Here is a 19616-nt window from a genome sequence, read left to right on the forward strand (position 1 = left end):
ACCACAGTCTCCTTTTCAAGGCGATTGTGGTCGTTTTTTCACTTTTCAAATAATAGAGTCTTTCGTCTACTTTCTACACGGCTGGAATTACAGCGTTATCGTTAGACCCGTATGCGCCAATCTGATCTCTTTCGGGAGCGGGTAAGGCTCACGCACATCAACTCCATGTGACATGTGTGTAAATATCGTATGTGTAGGTCGAATTTCCTGCAGAAGCTCAATCGCCTCAACCATATCGTATACAGATCGTGTCTCGTAAGCAAATGGTTCGTGATAGAAATTAGTTCCAATTACTAGCAAATTGAGTTGCTGCAGCTGCGACTTTTCATATTCACCAAGTCCGATAGCATCCGAAGCATACGCCCATGCTTCGATACTCTTCCTAGCACGCCCATTTACCACAGAATCCGATTCAGAAGGCTGATCCCGTTCAAACCGGTATGCATACGAGTAGCCATTTTTACCATGATTGACTCGGATTGGTCGAACACGCCACGCCTCCCATATCCACTCTTGCTCCATCGGAATAAAATCGATATGTCGATCCAACCAGCCATACATCTGCTTGATCGTATCGATAACCTCTTGAGGCGCAATTACACGCCCACGCCGCTCAAGCCATCGGCACACATCCGCATAAGCGGGCAAGCCGGCAATATGGTCTTGATGCGCATGCGTAATTAAAATATCCGCAATAAAACGAATGCCTGTCAACTCCATTTGCAAAGGCCAATCTGGACCACAATCCACAAGCAACTGCCGATCACCTTGAAATAACAAGACGGATGAACGATAACGTCGATTGTGACCAACTTGTCTCGCTTCTTCACACACTGGACAATTACAATATACACGCGGAACGCCAAGGGAATCACTGTTGCCTAGAAATACACATTGCCATTCCAGCCTATCTCGATTCAACTGAATGCTATTGACATTACAAAGCATAAATTGTCTCTCTCCCTGCTACTCTTTACAAGAACATAACATGTTTGTTCGTTTACGATGTTTTTCTTTTTCAGTATAATCGGTTTCAGCAAGAAGATGTGATCTTTTGTTATGTTATTTCGCTGGAATGAGCGTAAAATATGACTATAACCCGCTCTTACTAAGGAGGACGTTAGTGTGAAAGGCCAATTGGATAAGACCAGCTTGGAAATTGTCGCACATAGAGGCTATGCCGCTATCTTTCCCGAAAATACGATGGAGGCTTTTCGCCGATCATTAGATCTGGGCGCTGATAGCATCGAATTAGATATTCATCATACAAAGGAAAGCATCCCGGTAATCATACACGATGATACCTTGAATCGTACAACAACTGGCACAGGCCGAATTCGGGACCTAACGCTTGCTGACATATTGGAAGCGGATGCCGGCATCAAGTTCAAGCCTGAATTCGCTGGTTGTAAAGTTCCCTTGCTGGAAGAAGCTTTGGAGCTCTGTTCGGAGCGTAAGGCAGGGCTTCAGCTTGAGCTAAAAGAGCATATTACAGAGGAAGAAGGCCGCGCTCTACTGCAAATGTTGAACATTTATAATCTGATAGAGCGGACGATCATTATCTCATTCCATTCCAACAATTTGATGCTTGTACGCAAACTACACCCAACGATTGAGCTTGGATTTCTGACAGACAACCATGTCGCATTGGAACCACTGACAGGACTTGGCCGTGCAGCTTGCTGCCTTCAATATGAACTGGTACTTAATAAGCCTGAACTCATAAGAGAGGCTAATGAACTAGGGCTTGATCTTGCTGTATGGACTGTTCGCTCACTAGAGATCGCCAAGCAGTTATACGCACTTGGAATTAGAAGAATGACGACGGATATTCCTTTGCTCAAATCTGATATCGTGTGACGTAATAGGAACATTTTTACTCATCAGCAGCCATAAGAGGCTTGGTTTATTTCCAGATGAATAGTCTGAAATCTACCTAGCCTCTCCACTGTACTCCTGAACGCCTAACAAGCAGAAATACGCTAAACAGTCCTATTATTGACATAACAATAACAAAAAAGCATCCTCATAATTGAAGATGCTCCTGTAAGATGACAAAAGTCCACTGCTGATGGTTCTATTAGTGCTTTGAGCAGCCGTATCAGAAGCCAGCCAACACTTGATACCATATTCCTCGTTTACTGTATAACGTCTCTCGAACGTGTTCCCAGCCGCCCATATCCTCAATTGTAAATAACCCTTCCGGGTTAACAATCTGTGCAGCGTGTACTTTGGCTACCTGCTCGTTGACGGCACGAAAACCCGCTTCCACCCAAATCTGTTGTGCCTTCTCGCTTCTGGCAAAAGCAACAAATGCCTCTGCCGCTTCACGTGTGCCATGCTTATCTGCATAGCGGTCGACCACCACGATTGGATTATCAATGCGAATCGTATGCTTCGGCACCACGATTTCATAGTTTACGCCTTGTTTCTGGCGTGCAATCAGTTCATTTTCATATGTGACGATCGCATCTCCAACCCCGTACTCGAATGCTGCCATAGAGGCACGACCGCTTTTATCCATTGAGATCACGCGGCTGTGAATATCAGCCAGCAACTTTTTAGCATACGTAGGCGCTTCTTCACCCTGCTCTTTGGCCAATTGCAGTCCTGAACCATAGATCGCATTAATATCCCATTGCGCTCCGCCCGACGTTTTCGGATTAGGGTATAACACATCTACATCTTCGCGTGTAAGGTCCTGCCAATCCTTTATCTGATGCGGATTGTGCGCTCTGGTACCAATAACTACGATTGAGTTGGTTACCATGCCGCCATAAGGATCTTGCTCCTGCCATTGTGGAGATACTAGCTTAGCCTTAACAAGCTTATCCACATCTCCCGACATCGCAAACAAAGCGACATCGGCCTCCAATCCCCCTGCAATGGAACGAGCTTGTGTGCCAGAAGCCTCGTATGATTGCTGCACTTGGACTGTCTGCCCTGTCTGCTGCTTCCACGCCTGCTGAAAGGCTGGAATAATAAGCTGCAGCGCATCTTTTGCGACCGAATAAGCTCCGATCACTAACGTTACGGAGGAGTTCTCCTTGCTCTCATTCGTGAGCAGACTCTCGCGTGGGGATGCTTCCTGCTGTACACAGCCAGTTAAGCTGATAGCTGTAAACGTAAGCAGAAGCACTAAAACTGATGTAAACCTCGGCTTCTGAGCATACGGACGTATCATGAAGCATTCTCCTTCCGCTAAATGTGAACAGGCATAGGGTCTTCTTTTAACGGATTCTCCATTACCCAATGGTCATCTTCATTAAATAAATATACACGGTGCACAAGCACCTGCACCTCTTCACCAATCTGCAATACCGGATTCTCCAACGTTCGGTAAGTCTTGAGCGTCAACTGTCCTACTGCTACCTCAACTAACCACTCGCTTCCTCGGAAATGCAGCGCCTTCACGATGCCTCGCTCGCTTGCAGATGCCAGACGCAGCTCACCAACTCTGCCCACTTCAATGTACTCTGGACGTATAAGCGCTTTGCTATTTGGCCAGGCCGAGGTTGAATCAAACCCTTTTAACGTGTGCACATTGGTTAATATCGTAGACTCCCCGATAAACTCAGCTACAAACGGAGTTTGCGGTGTCTTGTAAATATCCCAAGGTGTCCCCTTCTGTTCGACAGCGCCTTGCTGAATAATCATGATCTCGTCGGCTACTTCAATGGCCTCATCCTGATCATGCGTTACGAATATGGAGGTAATACCGACACGATCAATCAGTGATTTCAGCCAACTGCGCAGCTCTTTACGAATCTTTGCATCAATGGCCGCAAACGGCTCATCCAGCAGCAACAGCTGCGGTTCTGGCGCAAGCGCCCGCGCAAACGCCACTCTCTGACGCTGCCCGCCCGACAATTGATGCGGGTAGCGTTTCTCTATCCCGCTTAGTCCTGTCAGTTCCAGCAATTCGGCTACTCTGGCGCGAATTCGATCTTTCGGCCACTTCTGAATCGTTAAGCCAAAGGCAATATTATCAAACACAGTCATGTGCTTAAACAAGGCATAATGTTGAAATACAAATCCAATCCCGCGCTCCTGGGGCGGAACATCGTTTACAACCTTATCGTAGAAACGAATCTCACCGCTTTCTGGCCGCTCCAATCCAGCCAACATCCGAAGAACAGACGTTTTGCCGCCGCCGCTTGGACCCAGCAAGCCGATCAATTGACCCGGTTCGATCGCAAAATTCACATTGCGGACAGCATGATATTGACCAAACCATTTGTTTAAATCTCTGACCTCAATGTGCATCTGCCTGCACCCCTTTTCTTTTTTTGGCCCATTCCATCAGCAGCAAAAGCGTCACGGAGCCAATCGCAAGTACGAGCGATACACTATTCGCTGCAGCGATATTAAAATTATCAACGTCTTGATACACGAGTGTTGTCATCGTCTGTGTCTTGTTAATAATGTTGCCTGACACGACCAGGACCGCACCAAATTCACCTAATGAACGTGCAATCGTTAAGACTACGCCGTAAGTGACACCCCAGCGAATTGAAGGCCAAGTCACTTTCCAAAACGTCGTCCAACTGTACGCGCCCAACAAAGATGCCGCCTCTTCCTGCTGTGTTCCAATCTCCTGCAGCACCGGCACTACTTCACGCACCATAAGCGGAAAAGTAACGAATAACGTAGCTAGCACCATGCCAGGAAAAGCATACACTACCGGGACACCTACCTTGGCAAGAAAAGCACCCAGCACCGTATGCGGACCAAGCAAAAGCACAATCATAAAACCGCCAATTACTGGCGAGACCGCAAAAGGTAAATCTATGATGCTATTCATCAATTGACGTACACGTCTGCCAAGCCAATCCCCTCGGACAATTACGATTGCTGTCAAGATCCCAAAGAAGGTGTTAAGCAGCGTCACAACGATGACAACACTTAAGGTCATCCACATGGCGTGCAGCGCCTCAGGGCGAAGTAAGGATTGTGTAAAGGAGCCAAGACCCTGCTCTCCAGCACCAAGTACAATTTGTACCAGCGGAACAATTAAGAGGACAATAAATAGAATATACGTAAAACCTACTAAGGACTTACCAGTACGAGAGATGCGGGGTGGTCGTGATGTCATGATCGTCCCTCCCGAGCTTGCAGCGTATTAATAAGCCACAGAATAAGAAAAGACAAAGTTAGGAGGATAACAGAGACCGCTGCGGCTCCTTGCGGATTATCGCTCTCGATCTCTCCAAAAATATATACAGAAGCAATTAACGTCTTGCCTGGTATGTTGCCAGCCACCAGTACAACGGCCCCGAATTCAGCAAGCGCTCGGGAAAACGCCAGCATTCCGCCACTAATGATGCCCGGTCTCATCTGAGGAAGGAGAACTTGAAAGAACGTCCTCCACTTCGAGGCCCCGAGCGTATGAGCAGCTTCCTCCTGCGTACGATCCGCTTCCTCGAGAAGCGGCTGTACAGCACGAATGACAAATGGAAACGTGACAAACACCATTGCAACAACAATCGCAGGCTCTGCAAATACAATTCGCAGGCCCATTGAGTCAGCCAGTTGACCAACCCAACTGTTCGGGCCGAGCAAAAGCAATATCATTAATCCACCTACTGCTGTAGGCAGCGCAAATGGTAAATCCACAAGACTGTTAAGTAAAGTACGACCAGGAAATTGATAACGGTGCAGAACCCAAGCGGATAATGTTCCAACTGCAACGTTAATAACGGCAGCAATTAAAGACAAACGGATAGTCAACCAGACGGATTGCCATGCAAGCGGCTCAGCTAGACTCTCCACCAAGACGCCTAGTCCTCCAGACAAGGACTGAACATATATTCCTGCGATCGGTAAAATGATTAGCAACAACATATACAAGAGCAGCGTCGTTCTAAATCCCCACAGCACCCCTTTATGATGCAATACCGCATTCAAGACAATTCCCCCATCCATTTGCTCTCTGCCAAATAAACTTTAATAATTCCTACTTGTTTACTTGGTGTTTATTTTAAAATACTTTACCAAATGTTAGTACGTCCGTCAATACTTAATTAAACGTTATGTAAGTTATTCAAAATCCTTATTATGGGTTCATTCGCCCATATATGTCATTCTGAAAATAGGAGAAACTTTGCATATCATTACACGTCTAATATAAAAGGGAGGGAAACCAAAATGCTCCATACGATAAGGCTTCGCACCTTGCAGCGAGATGATATGATCGAGATTACAAAGCAAGTATCTACCATTGTGCGCAGCGCAGGCATTATCAGCGGTATAGCGATGGTGTACTGCCCACACACAACAGCAGGCATTACGATTAATGAGAACGCAGATCCTGATGTCAAACACGACGTTTTGATGAGACTTGACGAGTGCTATCCGTGGAAACACGCTAAATACAGACACACTGAAGGGAATTCCGCCGCACATTTAAAGGCCATCACCGTAGGAAGCTCTGAAACCATCATCATCCATGACGGCAATCTGCTGCTCGGGACCTGGCAAGGCATCTACTTCTGCGAGTTCGACGGACCACGTGAACGTCAATGCATCATTCGTTTAATACCTGATTCAAACAACTAGCTTAACTGGATGATACACAAAGGCACCTGCCAGAGACAGGTGCCTTGTTTGCGCTATAGAAAGGGTGCCTTGTCCATCATGATAGACTGTTGATTCCCCTGCATACTATGAAAACCCACAATGCGGTTCGTTTTATCAACCGCGACTACATACCTCGTATTTTCCACCTTGTCCCAAAACATGAAGCGACCCCTTATCCATTCACGACGGTGAATTCGTACGAGGGACTCCTCCTTCACCTGAAAATGCTCCGTTATAAACCATCGTGCCTTTTGCTCTGCTGAGGTTGAATATTGATCCTTCCATCCGTTATGCCTAAGACTATCCATTCCTATAACACCTAACGAGTATACTTTGTTGGTGCTGCAATCAATCTCGGCAAATATACCGTTTACACCCTGTCCTACTGTTGTCGACCGAGGCGTTACACGGCCGATAATCGTGACCATATCGCCTGCTGCTTGTGAGTTCAGGCCGTATGGCTTTAAATTTTTACTTAATCCATAGGATAAATGCAGCTGTTCCGACGGAATCGTAAACTGTAAATATTGTTCCATCCCCTCAATTACTACACGTTTTAGCGCTGCTTTATCCAGGCTATGCTCCTTTTGTACATCCGCAATAAGCCTCTGAACCTCGTGCAGCTTCTCCTCTGTCTGCTGACCACAGCCAAGCAGTACAAACATTAATCCGGCCGCTAGGAATCCGCGCAGTATTTTTTTCCACTTATATATATGCTGCACGGCTGCTCCTCCTATTACCCACTCCTATTTTATAAAGACAGGACACGGTGCTATCTTAATTCTGACCTACATTTTACATACATTCAACTTACATTATTGCAAGATTAAATATAAGCCGCTGTGATGATGTGAACTCCTATCGTACAACTGGCTTCATACACAGCAAAAAAGCATCTGCATACGTACAAAACTGTACGTAAACACATGCTTGATACCTCATATAGACTAGTTGCCAACGTCTCTTCATGTGTAAGGGTCACACGTGTTGGCTTTTGAGTTGGGCTACTTCACGTTGAAGCTGATGTACTTGTCGCTCCAATACCGACACTCTTCTTTCTAAAGCAAATGTATCAGGAAAAAGAGGCGGTATAGGCTGTCCCCCACCAGGAATAAACGGCGGGACTGGACTCACAGGAATCGGTATCGCACTTCCTGTAGGCACTCTTACGACCTGCCCAGGGTATACAATATCATTCAAAGTCAAGCCATTAACCTGCGCCAAATAGGCTGGAGATACACCATAACGGCTGGCAATCGTATATATGGAATCCCCTGGCCGTACTACATATTCAATCATGCTGACTGTCCTCCCAACTCATGCTGTGCCCAGGAACTTCACGATAGCATTGCGGTATCACACTAAACTTTGACCATAGTAAAGTACGAGTATGCAACATTTCCTGCTGTATCATCCGCAATCCGGTGCTGCTACAGTGTCGTTAGATCCACTGGGCTAATGCCAGCATATGTAGCCAGACAGCTAAACGTGTACACTGCCATTGCCTAATTTGTAAGGAACACGGGAGAAGTTCCTTATGCAGATTGTGCTGCTTCTTCGACCGCTTTCATACATAAGAAGCGGACGTGTGCAGTAGCAGCCGGCTTAACATCTTCAAAAGTTACTTGATCTTGAATGTAATAGGAAATAAATCCATGCATAGCTAAAAACAAACTTCGTGGTATGTTGTGTCGGTCATGCTCAGACAACCTATGTGAACTTAGTGATTGACGAACAATAGTAGAGAACATCTCAAAGCAACGACTTTGCTCCGTGCGAGCATAGGCAAGCAATTCCTCGTCCCTGGTCATAAACATAATCTCATAATGATGAGGATGATTAAGGCCATAGCTCATGAACTCAAGCATCACCTGTTCAAGCTTCGACATCCCATCATTTGGCGCTTGATTGAGAACACGCTCAAACAGACGACCAAGACGCCTAAAATCTTCTTGAACCAACGCATAAAAGAGTTCTGCTTTATCTTTAAAATGATAGTAGAGCGAACCATGACTGTATCCAAGCTGCTGACCTATACTGCGCATCGAAATAGCTCGATACCCTTTTGTTACGAAAAGATGCCTAGCTACCTCTAATATACGCTCACGCGACAACTCCTGATCTACTGCTTTTCTTGGCATAGCGGTTCTCCTTATTGTCCCTCAATGTAATATACAAGGTCTCCCTTCCTGATAGCCGCTTGACCTTGCGTCAAGTCAGTCATCCACGCCATAAAGGAATCGCTTTGCGAAGCGACCGGTAAACATACCAAAGTCACTTTATCCGTAAATGTCGTGTCTCCCATCCGTGTATCTCTATTTCTAAGTTCATTTTCAAGCTTGCCTAACCATGTATAATCGACTTCGACAAACACTTGCTGGTGCAACACATTCACGATTGATTCTGCACCCTCAATTGCAGCCACGGCACCATCCGTGTAAGCGCGAATAAGTCCCCCTGCACCAAGCATAATGCCACCGAAGTAACGAGTAACGACGATTGCCACATCCTTCAAGCCTTGATTCTTCATCACTTCTAAAATAGGCTTGCCGGCAGTCCCGCTCGGTTCTCCATCATCGGATGCCTTCTGAATCTCATCACGCTCCCCGATCATGTAAGCCGAACAGTTATGAGTGGCATTCCAATGCTTCTTCTTGATCTCTTCTATAAATTCAAGCGCTTCCGCTTCGGTTTTTACCGGCTTCGCGTAGCCGATAAAACGCGACTTTTTGATTACAATCTCTTGGCTGCCAAATTGTCGCACCGTCTTGTAGCGTTCCAACAACAACATTCACCATCCACTTATTGCCAAGAAAGCAGTTCCCCATATTCGGTGAACTGCTTCCATCGGCAGAATGTATATCTAGGCTGTACGCGCTTATGCCGGTTCAACCGTCGTATGGCTACGTTCAGAATAAGTTTATTCAGATAGTCGTGATTCTAACTCAGCTTTCTCTGCTTCATAGCCAGGTTTGCCAAGCAATGCAAACATATTCTTCTTGTAAGCCTCCACGCCCGGCTGATCAAATGGATTAACACCAAGCAGGTATCCACTGATGCCGCAAGCTTTCTCGAAGAAAGTTACCAAGTAACCAAAGGAATATGGTGTCATGTCCGGGATGGTCACGATCAAGTTCGGCACTTGCCCGTCCGTATGTGCGAGCATCGTTCCTTGGAATGCCTTCTTGTTCACAAAGTCCATCGTCTTGCCTGCCAGGAAGTTCAAACCATCCAAGTCCGCCGGATCTTCATTAATCGTAATATGTTCTTTAACTTGATCCACTTGGATAATCGTCTCGAACAAGTTACGTGCGCCTTCTTGGATAAATTGACCCATGGAATGTAAGTCTGTCGAAAAGTCTACCGCTGCAGGATAAATCCCCTTGTAATCCTTGCCTTCGCTTTCTCCGTACAGTTGTTTCCACCATTCGGATACAAAGTGCAGGGAAGGCTCGTAGTTTACCAAGATCTCGATGGCTTTGCCTTTACGATAGAGTGCGTTGCGAACGGCTGCGTACTGGTAACTCAAGTTCTCTGCCACATTCGGATTGTTATACTCCGTAGCAGCTTCCTGAGCACCCTTCATCATGTCATCGATATCAATTCCTGCTACCGCAATCGGCAGCAAGCCAACCGGTGTTAACACAGAGTAACGTCCGCCTACGTCGTCAGGAATAACAAATGTCTCGTAACCTTCCTCTGTAGACAGCTTCTTAAGAGCACCCTTTTCACGGTCAGTAGTTGCAAAGATACGAGTCTTCGCCTCTTCCTTGCCGTATTTCTTCTCCAATGCGTCCTTGAAAATACGGAACGCGATGGCTGGCTCTGTTGTAGTCCCCGACTTGGAGATCACGTTGATAGAAAAATCTTTACCTTCAATCAATTGAAGCAGATGTGTCACATATGTTGAGCTGATGTTATTACCAGCAAAGTAAATTTCAGGTGTGCTGCGCTTGTCCTTCGGCAACATGTTGTAGAAGGAGTGGCCAAGCATCTCAATTGCAGCGCGTGCACCAAGATATGAACCACCGATGCCGATAACAATCAGCACTTCGGAATTGTCCTGAATGCGCTTGGCGGCTTGCTTAATACGCGCAAATTCTTCTTTATCGTAATTAAAAGGCAGGTCGATCCAGCCTAAGTAGTCAGAACCTGTGCCCGTCTTGTTATGTAACTGCTCATGAGCGAGACGAATAGGTTCCGCAAAATAGTCGACTTCATGTTGCCCGACGAATGACAATGCTTTACTGTAGTCAAAATGTACTTTCTTAGACATTGTTCACCCTCCTATATAATTGGTTGACTTTGCCACTTTAACCCGCGAAAATCGATATAATTTTAGGATACTGGATTTCAACAGGAAACACAAGGGAACACCTTCCATTGTAAAGGTTTACATGATAAAACATATTTATTGCATTGTCCCTCTACCTATATGAATACGCTATCACCCCGCTAAGCAGATGGAATATGCTACAATATTATGGGACATGATTTGTATGCTCTGAAATGCAGAATATCATACGTAGAGGTGAATCGATATGAAGAAAGTTGCTGTTCTTGGCCTAGGTACAATGGGAGCTCCGATGGCTCTTAATTTGCTTGGCAAAGGATTTGAAGTGACCGTATACAACCGATCAGCGGAGAAGGCTGCCCCTTTGCAGCAGCAAGGCGCCATTGTCGCGGCTACGCCGCGTGAAGCTGCCTCACAAGCTGAAGTAGTCATTACGATGGTTAGCGATGATACATCGATTATGAATATTTATGACGGCGACGAAGGCATACTGGCTGGCGTTCAGGCAGGCGCAATCGTGATCGACAGCAGTACGATCTCGCCTTCGCTGGTCAAGCGCTTGGCAATGGATTGCGAAACACGCGGCGCCAAGTTTCTTGATGCACCAGTCACCGGAAGCAAACCTGCGGCTGAAGCCGGTACGCTGTTGTTTATGATTGGCGGCGAAGCTGAGGCACTCGCAAGCGCCATGCCTGTTTTTGAAGCAATGGGCAGCCGCATGGTGCATATGGGGCCGACAGGAAGCGGTGCGATTACCAAGCTAGCACATAATACGATCGTTGGTATTAACAACGTTGCTTTAGCAGAAGGCTTCTCGATTGTATCCAAAGCAGGCGTTAATCCGACGGCATTCCTTGAGGTTGTGCGAAATGGCAGCGCGGGCAGCAAAGCAGCCGAATTGAAAGGCGAGAAAATTATCGCCAGCAACTTTGACAATCAATTTTCATTGCAGCTCATGCTTAAAGATTTAAAGCTTGCCTCTGTGCTTACAGATACGATGCAGTCCCCTACACCGCTGCTGGAGCTGGCAAAAAGCATTTTTCAAATGGGACAAACTTCCGGTTACGGTGAAGAAGATTTATGTGCGGTTGTAAAAGTATATGAACAATGGATTGGCCAAGCTATTAACCAACCGAAAGGCAACTAATCAGGCTTCTTGTTAGTTGGAAACCTTTCAATGTATAGAGGAGTTGTGTCATTCACCCAAGACTGCTGTTCAGTAATGGGGTATGGGACAGCTCCTTGATGTTCTAGCTGAATAGTCAAAGCAGCATCCCTCATAGTTTTATACATTTACTTATTTATTCCTCAGAATTGTAATCGTAATCTGTGACATGCTATGGCATCCCCACTGTACTAACCTTGCTAACTGGAATGAATGAAATAGATCAACTGATCAGTCCAGTTGCCGTGCTCGTAAATAAATGATTTACGGATACATTCAAATTTCATGCCTACACTTTCCGCTAATTTAATAGAAACTAGATTATCGGTATTAATATGAGCTTCTATACGATGAAATTGTAAGGGGCCCATAGCTATGTGCATGACTGCCTGTACCGCCTCTTTGCCGTAGCCCTGGTTCCAATGCTGATTGTGCAGCATATAGCCGACACGCCCCCATTGAAAATCGCCTCTTAACAGGGTTGAAATATCGATGTCTCCGAGATGTGCATTATCCTCCTGCCGAAACACGCCAAACAAATACTCGCTATCTTCTGCCGCCAACTGCTCATGTCTCTTGATCCATGAATCGAACCACTCTTCCGTACAGGCGCACATATCCAGGTTTCCCTCATCGTACTTGTGTTGCGACGGTAACCGATTCTTATGCTGATAAAGCCAGTCCGTATAATCTTCCTTTCTAAATGGCCTAATCGTCAGTCGACTGGTCGTGATTTCATACTGATGAAGCATGTCTCATCACGCCTCCCCTCTATTAGGATATGCTGGATTATTCAAGCCTAATGTAAAAAGCCCCCGTCCTGTCTATATTCCAGGCGGGGACTTTCCAAATGCATGTCTATACGTTTATTCCGGGATGTAGGAGCAGCAATAATCCGTTACTGTGTGTACAACTAGCTTGAAGCTGGAACGAGCCGGTACCGTAAATTCACCTTGGCCATCAATCTGGAGCCATTCGGTTTGCCCCGATAGAAGCACATCCAGCTTGCCAGCCGTAATGTCCATAATCTCTGCAGTGTCCGTTCCAAATTCGTACTCACCCGGCATCATAATACCTAATGTTTTTTTGGTCCCGTCTGGGAATACCACTGTACGACTGGTAACTTTACCCTCAAAATAAATATTAGCCGCTTTAACGACCGTAACCTGCTCAAATTGAGCTGTTGCAGAATTTTGGGCTTGTGACATCGTTTCTCCTACTCCCCGTTATACAATTTTGAGCTGCGTTAGAATTACAAAAGCGCCTTAACACGTGCAACTACATTTTCAACCGTGAAACCATATTCACTCATAACACGATCGCCAGGGGCCGAAGCACCAAATGTCGAAATGGCCAAGATATCACCTTGGTCGCCGACATATCGCTCCCAACCAAATGGAGATGCCATCTCAACTGCAAGGCGTGCTTTCACGTCAGGCAGCAGAACTGAATCCTTGTACGCTTGTGGTTGCTGCTCGAACAGATTCCAGCTTGGCATACTAATAACACGAACTTGTATGCCTTCCTCAGCTAGAGCCTGTTGTGCGCGTACAGCCAATTGTACTTCGGAGCCTGTTGCGATAATTTGCGCTCGCGCCTTGCCGTTAGCAGCGTCAGCCACAACATACGCCCCGCGGGTAATGCCTTCACGCGCGCCTTCTGGAGTAGCTTCGAGAATCGGCAAGTTCTGACGAGTCAGCACAAGTACGATCGGACTGCTCGTGTTCTCCATTGCATATGCCCATGCTGCAGACGTCTCATTGCCGTCAGCTGGACGAATTACAGTCAAGCCAGGAATGATTCGTACCGAAGCAAGCTGCTCAATCGGCTCGTGTGTCGGCCCGTCTTCTCCAACAGCAATACTATCATGGGTCAGCACGTAAGTAACTGGTAATCCCATTAGAGCAGACAAGCGCACTGCTGGACGCAAGTAGTCCGTAAATACAAAGAACGTGCCTCCGAATACTTTCACGCCGCCGTGCAAAGCCATGCCGTTCATCGCTGCAGCCATTGCAAATTCGCGAACACCAAAGTACAAGTTGCGTCCTTCATATTGACCTGGACGGAAGGAAGGAAGATCGTTCAAGTGTGTCATCGTCGAGCTCTCCAAGTCCGCTGAACCCCCCGTTAAGAACGGGATGTTCTTCGCCAGGCCATTCAGTGCGTTGCCGGAAGCAACACGTGTTGAGAGTGCTTTGTCTGTTGAAGCATACACAGGCAATGCAGCATCCCAATTCTCAGGCAGTTTGCCGCTAATCGCTATATTGAATTGAGCAGCAAGCTCTGGATAAGCTTGTGCGTATTGCTCGAACTGCTTGTCCCAAGTATCATTGGCTTGAATACCCTTGTGCTTAACATGTGTTTCAAAGTGAGTATACACTTCTTCTGGAACATAGAAATCCTCATGTCCCCATTGGTAGAACTCTTTGGTCAACTTAGCTTCGTCCGAACCGAGCGGCGAGCCATGCGTACCGCCGTGCCCACCCTTACCTTGTTTATTCGGGCTGCCATAGCCGATGACCGTCTTCACTTCGATCAGTGTTGGTTTGCTTGTATCCTGCTTGGCTGCGTTCACTGCAGCTTCGATTGCAGCAGAGTCATTGCCATCCTCGACAAGCAATGTCTGCCAACCGTAAGCATCAAAACGTTGACGTACATTTTCGCTAAACGAGAGGTTTGCTTCGCCGTCAAGTGTTATATCATTGGAGTCGTACAACACGACTAATTTACCTAATTTCAAATGCCCTGCGAGAGAAGCTGCTTCACTAGCAACACCTTCCATGAGGTCACCGTCACCGCAGATTGCATATGTGAAGTGATCCACCACGTTAAATTGGTCGCGATTGTACGTCGCGCCAAGTTGCGCTTCTGCCATAGCCATACCTACCGCCATAGCAATCCCTTGACCAAGCGGACCTGTTGTCGCATCAACACCTGCCGTATGTCCAAACTCTGGATGGCCAGGCGTTTTGCTTCCCCATTGGCGGAAATTTTTAATTTCATCTAAAGGAAGATCGTAACCACTCAGATGCAGCAAGCTGTATAACAACATAGAGCCGTGGCCTGCAGATAATACAAAGCGGTCTCGGTTAATCCATGTCGGATTTGTCGGGTTATGCGTCATGGCTTTGGCAAACAAATGGTATCCCATCGGTGCGGCACCCATTGGCATACCCGGATGTCCGGATTTTGCTTTCTCAATTGCATCGATCGCCAAAGTACGGATTGAAGCGATGGAAAGTTGATCGATGTTTAATGGCGTTGCTGTCATTGCTGATTTCCTCCCTCTCTATGTACAAGCTGAAAAAAATGAATATGATGTTCATCACTCAGCTTGTCTACTGCATTTTGCATTATTGTACCATTTGTTTGTTTACTATGCTACTTCAACGTAATAAAAAATGATCCTACAACATAACATCATGATGTCCTTCACACTGACGATTACAGAGCTACAACTTTGAACTCCGTTATGGCTCCAGCCGACTCGTTCCCATATCTACTTGAGTTGCGCCAGGGATCTCCGCAAGAGACGGTGGCACAACAGCTAAGAGCAGCTCAACTGTTGGAGTCATTGCTAAAAAAGAAGCATGGAGGGACATCTATTGTATGCCCTTTTTTGCGATGATTTAGGCGAGTATGCGCGAAAACACGAACACAAATAAGCTGCGGTGTTGTGACGAAGACCAAATCGTCTTACGTAACAGGAACACCCCAGCTCCTTCGTGCTGCCGTATACAGCCTATTTAACGGTAACGGCTAATTCAGTTATATTTCCACGATCTCACATCAAGATCAGAATCACCATGTATCTATAAATCAATTGACCTGTTCCTTCGTTGCTTGCGAATACGTTGGTAGCCTTTGCGCAAGCCCTCCAGCAAAAAGGCAGGTAGACGGATCGGCCATTTTAACAGTAACGGTCTATACACCCATTGGTATACACGTTTCATATCACGCCATAATCGATCGGGACCTTCCAGCAAAAAGTCGGATACATCAACTACCGAACCGCGTCCGTTGTCGTTTAATATATTTTTGCCATGAATATCTCTAGGATTCAGTCCTTTAGCTCTTGCATAAGCCAGTGCTGCATCCACGTCGGAAATGACAGAAGGCGGTATAGGGATCCCTTTTAACAAACAATCATACAACGTAATACCTCTCAGCCGCCGTAATATCAAGTAGTTATGTCCAACTCCTAAGCATTCGGAGAAGGCAGGATGTATGCCCAACTTATGGTACACCTCAGCCTCTTCCGTTAAGCCAGGCCGTCCTTCAGCATATACTTTAACGACCCATTCACTGTCATGACTATTTGCAAACACAGCAGCATAATTACCTGTACCTAGCAATATCCACGGTTCAGGCATATACTTCACAACAATCGGATCATCCGGGGAGTCACTATATATTATTAGATCAGGCAACAGCTTACTCTCTACCCATGCAGCTAGACTTCTTGATTCATCATGGTTCATATGAGTTCACACCCGTCGTTCATAACCTATCTATCACTTCATACACTATATCAGTATATGATTTATCGCGCTAGTTGCTTTTCTTTCAGTACGATTCGCCAACCTATAGAGTAAAAAAGGCTGCTCTCCTTAACTCGACTGAAAAATAGCATTGGCCCGTGACGATAGACTCCTTTATATCCTCGACGTAATATTGTATACACTAGCCAACGTATAGAAGCTGTCCTCCTTAAGTAAGAGGACAGCTTCTCATGTGAAAATCTCAAATATACGAATAAAGTCTAGTTAAAGACAACTGTCTTATTCTGATAGACGAGTATCCGATCTTCAACGTGCCAATGAACAGCACGCGCCAATACAACTCGCTCGATCGTGCGACCGATACGCTTTAATTCATTTACATCTGCTCGATGGGTCACGCGCCCCACGTCTTGTTCAATAATCGGACCGCCATCCAACTCTTCCGTCACGTAATGTGCAGTCGCTCCTATCAGCTTAACCCCGCGACCATAGGCTTGATGATAAGGTTTACTGCCAACAAATGCCGGCAAGAACGAATGATGAATGTTAATAATCTGATTCTGATACTCTTCTATGAAGCGCGGCGGAATAATCTGCATATAACGAGCCAGTATGATGACATCTGCCTGACCATTCACTACGTCGAGCTGCTTTTGCTCTGCCTCCTGCTTCGTATCAGGTGTAACCGGAATATAGTGATACGGAATCCCAAATGACTCCACATATTCACGCATATCGTTATGGTTGCTCACTACCATTGCAATATCAGCATCAAGATCTCCAGCCTGCCATTGCCAGATCAGCTCCAGCAAACAATGATCTTCTTTCGATACAAAGATCGCAAGGCGCTTCTTCTCACTTACACGAGAGATACGCCAATCCATTTGGAACTCACCTGCAATGGAAGCAAAATCTTGCTTCACTTGAGGCAGATGATCCTGCAACTGATCCATATCAAACTCAATTCGCATAAAGAACATGCCACCGTCCGGATCCATTGTATATTGGTCTGATTGAACGATATTAGCGCCATGCTCATACAAAAATCTAGATACAGTGGCAACGATCCCAGCACGATCCGGGCAGGAAATCAGCATCCGTGCGCGATGCACTGACAGGTTGTCCGCAATTGAACGGACATGGGTTAATGTGTGTTGGTGTGTCATAAGTTTCCCTCCCTCTATCTATAAAGCATCACTATATATAGGTAATTGTTTTATTAGCAGTGTCAATCATCCGCTTTATTTTAAAGCGTCCGTTCCAGCAAGCCATACTGTGATCCGTTGGTTCACCTGTTCCTCGGCCAGATCAGGCAGCAATTCCGCTGCAATAACTTGATCATACAAACGCTCCAATGGCTCACGCGGATCAGCCTTCTTAGCCTTGGCATCATTTTTAAGCAGATTCCATGTATCCAGTACGAATCCACGACGGTCTATACCCTCGTTAACAAAGTAATGGTTCAGTCGTTCGACATCCTCAATAAACGCATCCCCAAACCGCTCCTTCACGTTACCGCGAAGAAGTGCAATCTCAGCTTCGTACATTGGGCGCTGTTTTTTCGCATCTTTACCGATCCACGGTGTCTCTAAGATAAACGGACGGCCTTGAAGTCCTTGATGTTGAACAACACTGTTAATGCCGTTAAACCCTATCCATCCTGACCCAACCGGCGCATGGCGGTCCTTGCTCGCCCCAGTTGGATTCTTACTGTCATTTAAGTGCACTACTGCTATACGATCAAGGCCAACCAGCCGATCAAACTTCTCCAATACACCGTCCAAATCGTTCACGATGTCATAACCAGCGTCATGAATGTGGCATGTATCCATACATACCGTCAGACGGCTGTTCAACTCCACCTTGTCAATAATTGCTGCGAGCTCCTCGAAACTGCGGCCAATCTCTGTGCCTTTGCCGGCCATTGTCTCAAGCGCGATATTAACGTCAGTCTCACTTGTATTTCGCAGCACTTCATTTAATCCTTCCGCGATCCGGTTGATGCCAAATTCCGCATCTTTGTCCGTATAGGCGCCTGGGTGAAGTACGATGTTTCTTACACCAATATGATGCGTACGACGAATTTCTTCTTGCAGAAAGTTTACCGCAAGTTCAAACGTATCAGGCTTATACGATCCTAGGTTGATAATATACGGTGCGTGTACAACGATTTCATCCACACCATTCTTATTCATCAATTCCTTGCCCTCTTCTATATATAACGTATCAATTGGCTTACGACGCGTATTTTGTGGAGCGCCGGTATATATCATAAATGAGCTCGAACCATAAGTGGCAGCTTCTGTAGCAGCGCTTAGCAAACCCTTGTCCGAAAACGAAACGTGCGATCCGATCTTTAACATAGTACAGCTCCCTTCAATTAATGTCCCTTATTTTACAGGTAATATCGAAATAAATCTAGGAATGCGGTATAATTCGTATAGTTGCACTTGTAAATTTAGGTAATGACCTCGAGGTGATCCTTATATGTACACAGTTCACATTTTATTGCCGCTCGCCAGCACCACTCCTCCGAATTGGTTTATGAATTCGATCGCCTTCTGGGGATTTGTTATGATTGGCTTTATGGCAATAGGCGGATTTTTTATGTTTCGCAAGTTTATGAAAGTATTACCCATGAAAGACGGCAAGTCCAAGCTTGACTGGCAAAACTATTGGGTGGAGAAAAGTCGCCCCTTATGGACCGATGATACTAGGGATTTCCTACAGTTGCTTGTCGATCCCGTTCCGCAAGCGTTCCGTGATATTGCCAAGCATACCATTGCTGCCAAGATCGGACAGGTTGCTGTAGAGAGCGGCGCAACTGAAGTAACACGTGATCATTGTATCGAAGGTTACATTAAAGCGACCCCACGACGGGATTACTCTTATCTCGTCAAGAATTTAAAGCGTCACAAGATAGATTATTCCCGATTTGAACATTTATTAAAATGATTGGCTTTTAAATTCTTCCTTGGAAAGCACATATAGCGGGTCCGCAGTCCATGAATGCTCTAACCTATCACCTATACATGCATATCTTGTTCAACTTCATTGGTTTGTTAATATGTCCTTC

General features: G+C 46.0%; 20 protein-coding genes. 4 read left to right on the plus strand and 16 right to left on the minus strand.

From position 1 onward, the window contains the following. Positions 1-87: 87 nt before the first annotated feature. On the minus strand, positions 88-948 hold the full coding sequence (locus MH117_RS21485) for an MBL fold metallo-hydrolase (RefSeq protein ID WP_239332318.1): 861 nt from the start codon (positions 946-948) through the stop codon (positions 88-90). 177 nt (positions 949-1125) lie between these two features. Between MH117_RS21485 and MH117_RS21490 the strand changes: the two genes are divergently transcribed. Next, positions 1126-1860, plus strand: coding sequence for a glycerophosphodiester phosphodiesterase (locus tag MH117_RS21490; protein ID WP_239332320.1), 735 nt, complete (start codon positions 1126-1128; stop codon positions 1858-1860). Positions 1861-2101: 241 nt separating this feature from the next. Here MH117_RS21490 and MH117_RS21495 read toward each other — a convergent pair whose 3' ends face one another. Genes MH117_RS21495 through cysT form a run of 4 tightly spaced genes read right to left on the minus strand, consistent with a single transcriptional unit; the run spans position 2102 to position 5907 of the window. Beyond that, positions 2102-3184, minus strand: coding sequence for a sulfate ABC transporter substrate-binding protein (locus MH117_RS21495; RefSeq protein WP_239332322.1), 1083 nt, complete (start codon positions 3182-3184; stop codon positions 2102-2104). Positions 3185-3201: 17 nt separating this feature from the next. Beyond that, a complete protein-coding gene (locus MH117_RS21500; protein ID WP_239332324.1) occupies positions 3202-4266 on the minus strand; it encodes a sulfate/molybdate ABC transporter ATP-binding protein in 1065 nt (354 codons plus the stop codon). Next, positions 4256-5095, minus strand: a complete 840-nt coding sequence (locus MH117_RS21505; RefSeq protein ID WP_239332326.1) for a sulfate ABC transporter permease — start codon at positions 5093-5095, stop codon at positions 4256-4258. Before MH117_RS21505 ends, MH117_RS21500 begins: the two co-directional genes overlap by 11 nt. Continuing rightward, positions 5092-5907 carry a sulfate ABC transporter permease subunit CysT gene (gene cysT, locus MH117_RS21510; protein WP_239332328.1) on the minus strand — a complete coding sequence of 272 codons (816 nt, stop codon included), beginning with the start codon at positions 5905-5907 and terminating at the stop codon, positions 5092-5094. The genes MH117_RS21505 and cysT overlap by 4 nt, the downstream gene beginning before the upstream one ends. 240 nt (positions 5908-6147) lie before the next feature. Between cysT and MH117_RS21515 the strand changes: the two genes are divergently transcribed. Then, positions 6148-6558, plus strand: coding sequence for a secondary thiamine-phosphate synthase enzyme YjbQ (locus tag MH117_RS21515; protein WP_239332330.1), 411 nt, complete (start codon positions 6148-6150; stop codon positions 6556-6558). A 53-nt stretch (positions 6559-6611) separates the two neighbouring features. Here the strand turns inward: MH117_RS21515 and MH117_RS21520 are convergent, their stop codons facing one another. The 5 genes from MH117_RS21520 to MH117_RS21540 all read right to left on the minus strand — a co-directional run bounded on the left by MH117_RS21520 (position 6612) and on the right by MH117_RS21540 (position 10855). Then, entirely contained in the window at positions 6612-7301 is a 690-nt protein-coding gene (locus tag MH117_RS21520; protein ID WP_239332332.1) for a hypothetical protein, read from the minus strand. Between the two features lie 256 nt (positions 7302-7557). Continuing rightward, entirely contained in the window at positions 7558-7878 is a 321-nt protein-coding gene (locus tag MH117_RS21525) for a LysM peptidoglycan-binding domain-containing protein (protein WP_239332334.1), read from the minus strand. Between the two features lie 236 nt (positions 7879-8114). Continuing rightward, entirely contained in the window at positions 8115-8720 is a 606-nt protein-coding gene (locus MH117_RS21530; protein WP_028545933.1) for a TetR/AcrR family transcriptional regulator, read from the minus strand. Between the two features lie 11 nt (positions 8721-8731). Further along, positions 8732-9364 (minus strand): YigZ family protein, encoded by a 633-nt coding sequence (locus MH117_RS21535; protein WP_239332399.1) that lies wholly within the window; start codon positions 9362-9364, stop codon positions 8732-8734. 135 nt (positions 9365-9499) lie between these two features. Then, positions 9500-10855, minus strand: a complete 1356-nt coding sequence (locus MH117_RS21540) for a glucose-6-phosphate isomerase (RefSeq protein WP_239332336.1) — start codon at positions 10853-10855, stop codon at positions 9500-9502. 265 nt (positions 10856-11120) lie between these two features. On the opposite strand from MH117_RS21540, the gene MH117_RS21545 reads away from it, so the two are divergent. Continuing rightward, positions 11121-12020 carry an NAD(P)-dependent oxidoreductase gene (locus MH117_RS21545; protein ID WP_239332338.1) on the plus strand — a complete coding sequence of 300 codons (900 nt, stop codon included), beginning with the start codon at positions 11121-11123 and terminating at the stop codon, positions 12018-12020. 218 nt (positions 12021-12238) lie between these two features. On the opposite strand, the gene MH117_RS21550 is transcribed toward MH117_RS21545, so the two are convergent. The 6 genes from MH117_RS21550 to MH117_RS21575 form a co-directional block, all read right to left on the minus strand. After that, positions 12239-12790, minus strand: coding sequence for a GNAT family N-acetyltransferase (locus MH117_RS21550; RefSeq protein WP_239332340.1), 552 nt, complete (start codon positions 12788-12790; stop codon positions 12239-12241). A gap of 114 nt (positions 12791-12904) precedes the next feature. Then, entirely contained in the window at positions 12905-13246 is a 342-nt protein-coding gene (gene ppnP, locus MH117_RS21555) for a pyrimidine/purine nucleoside phosphorylase (protein ID WP_239332342.1), read from the minus strand. 44 nt (positions 13247-13290) lie between these two features. Further along, a complete protein-coding gene (tkt, locus tag MH117_RS21560) occupies positions 13291-15309 on the minus strand; it encodes a transketolase (RefSeq protein ID WP_239332344.1) in 2019 nt (672 codons plus the stop codon). 541 nt (positions 15310-15850) lie between these two features. Continuing rightward, entirely contained in the window at positions 15851-16519 is a 669-nt protein-coding gene (locus MH117_RS21565; protein ID WP_239332346.1) for a serine/threonine-protein kinase, read from the minus strand. A gap of 281 nt (positions 16520-16800) precedes the next feature. Next, entirely contained in the window at positions 16801-17706 is a 906-nt protein-coding gene (purU, locus tag MH117_RS21570) for a formyltetrahydrofolate deformylase (protein WP_239332348.1), read from the minus strand. Between the two features lie 75 nt (positions 17707-17781). Then, positions 17782-18903 carry a deoxyribonuclease IV gene (locus MH117_RS21575; protein ID WP_239332350.1) on the minus strand — a complete coding sequence of 374 codons (1122 nt, stop codon included), beginning with the start codon at positions 18901-18903 and terminating at the stop codon, positions 17782-17784. Between the two features lie 124 nt (positions 18904-19027). Here MH117_RS21575 and MH117_RS21580 point away from each other — a divergent pair, with 124 nt between their 5' ends. Beyond that, a complete protein-coding gene (locus tag MH117_RS21580) occupies positions 19028-19495 on the plus strand; it encodes a DUF2621 family protein (protein WP_239332352.1) in 468 nt (155 codons plus the stop codon). Positions 19496-19616 lie beyond the last annotated feature (121 nt).

Origin of the sequence: Paenibacillus sp. ACRRX (assembly GCF_022346885.1) — a bacterium.
Lineage (GTDB): Bacteria > Bacillota > Bacilli > Paenibacillales > Paenibacillaceae > Paenibacillus_B.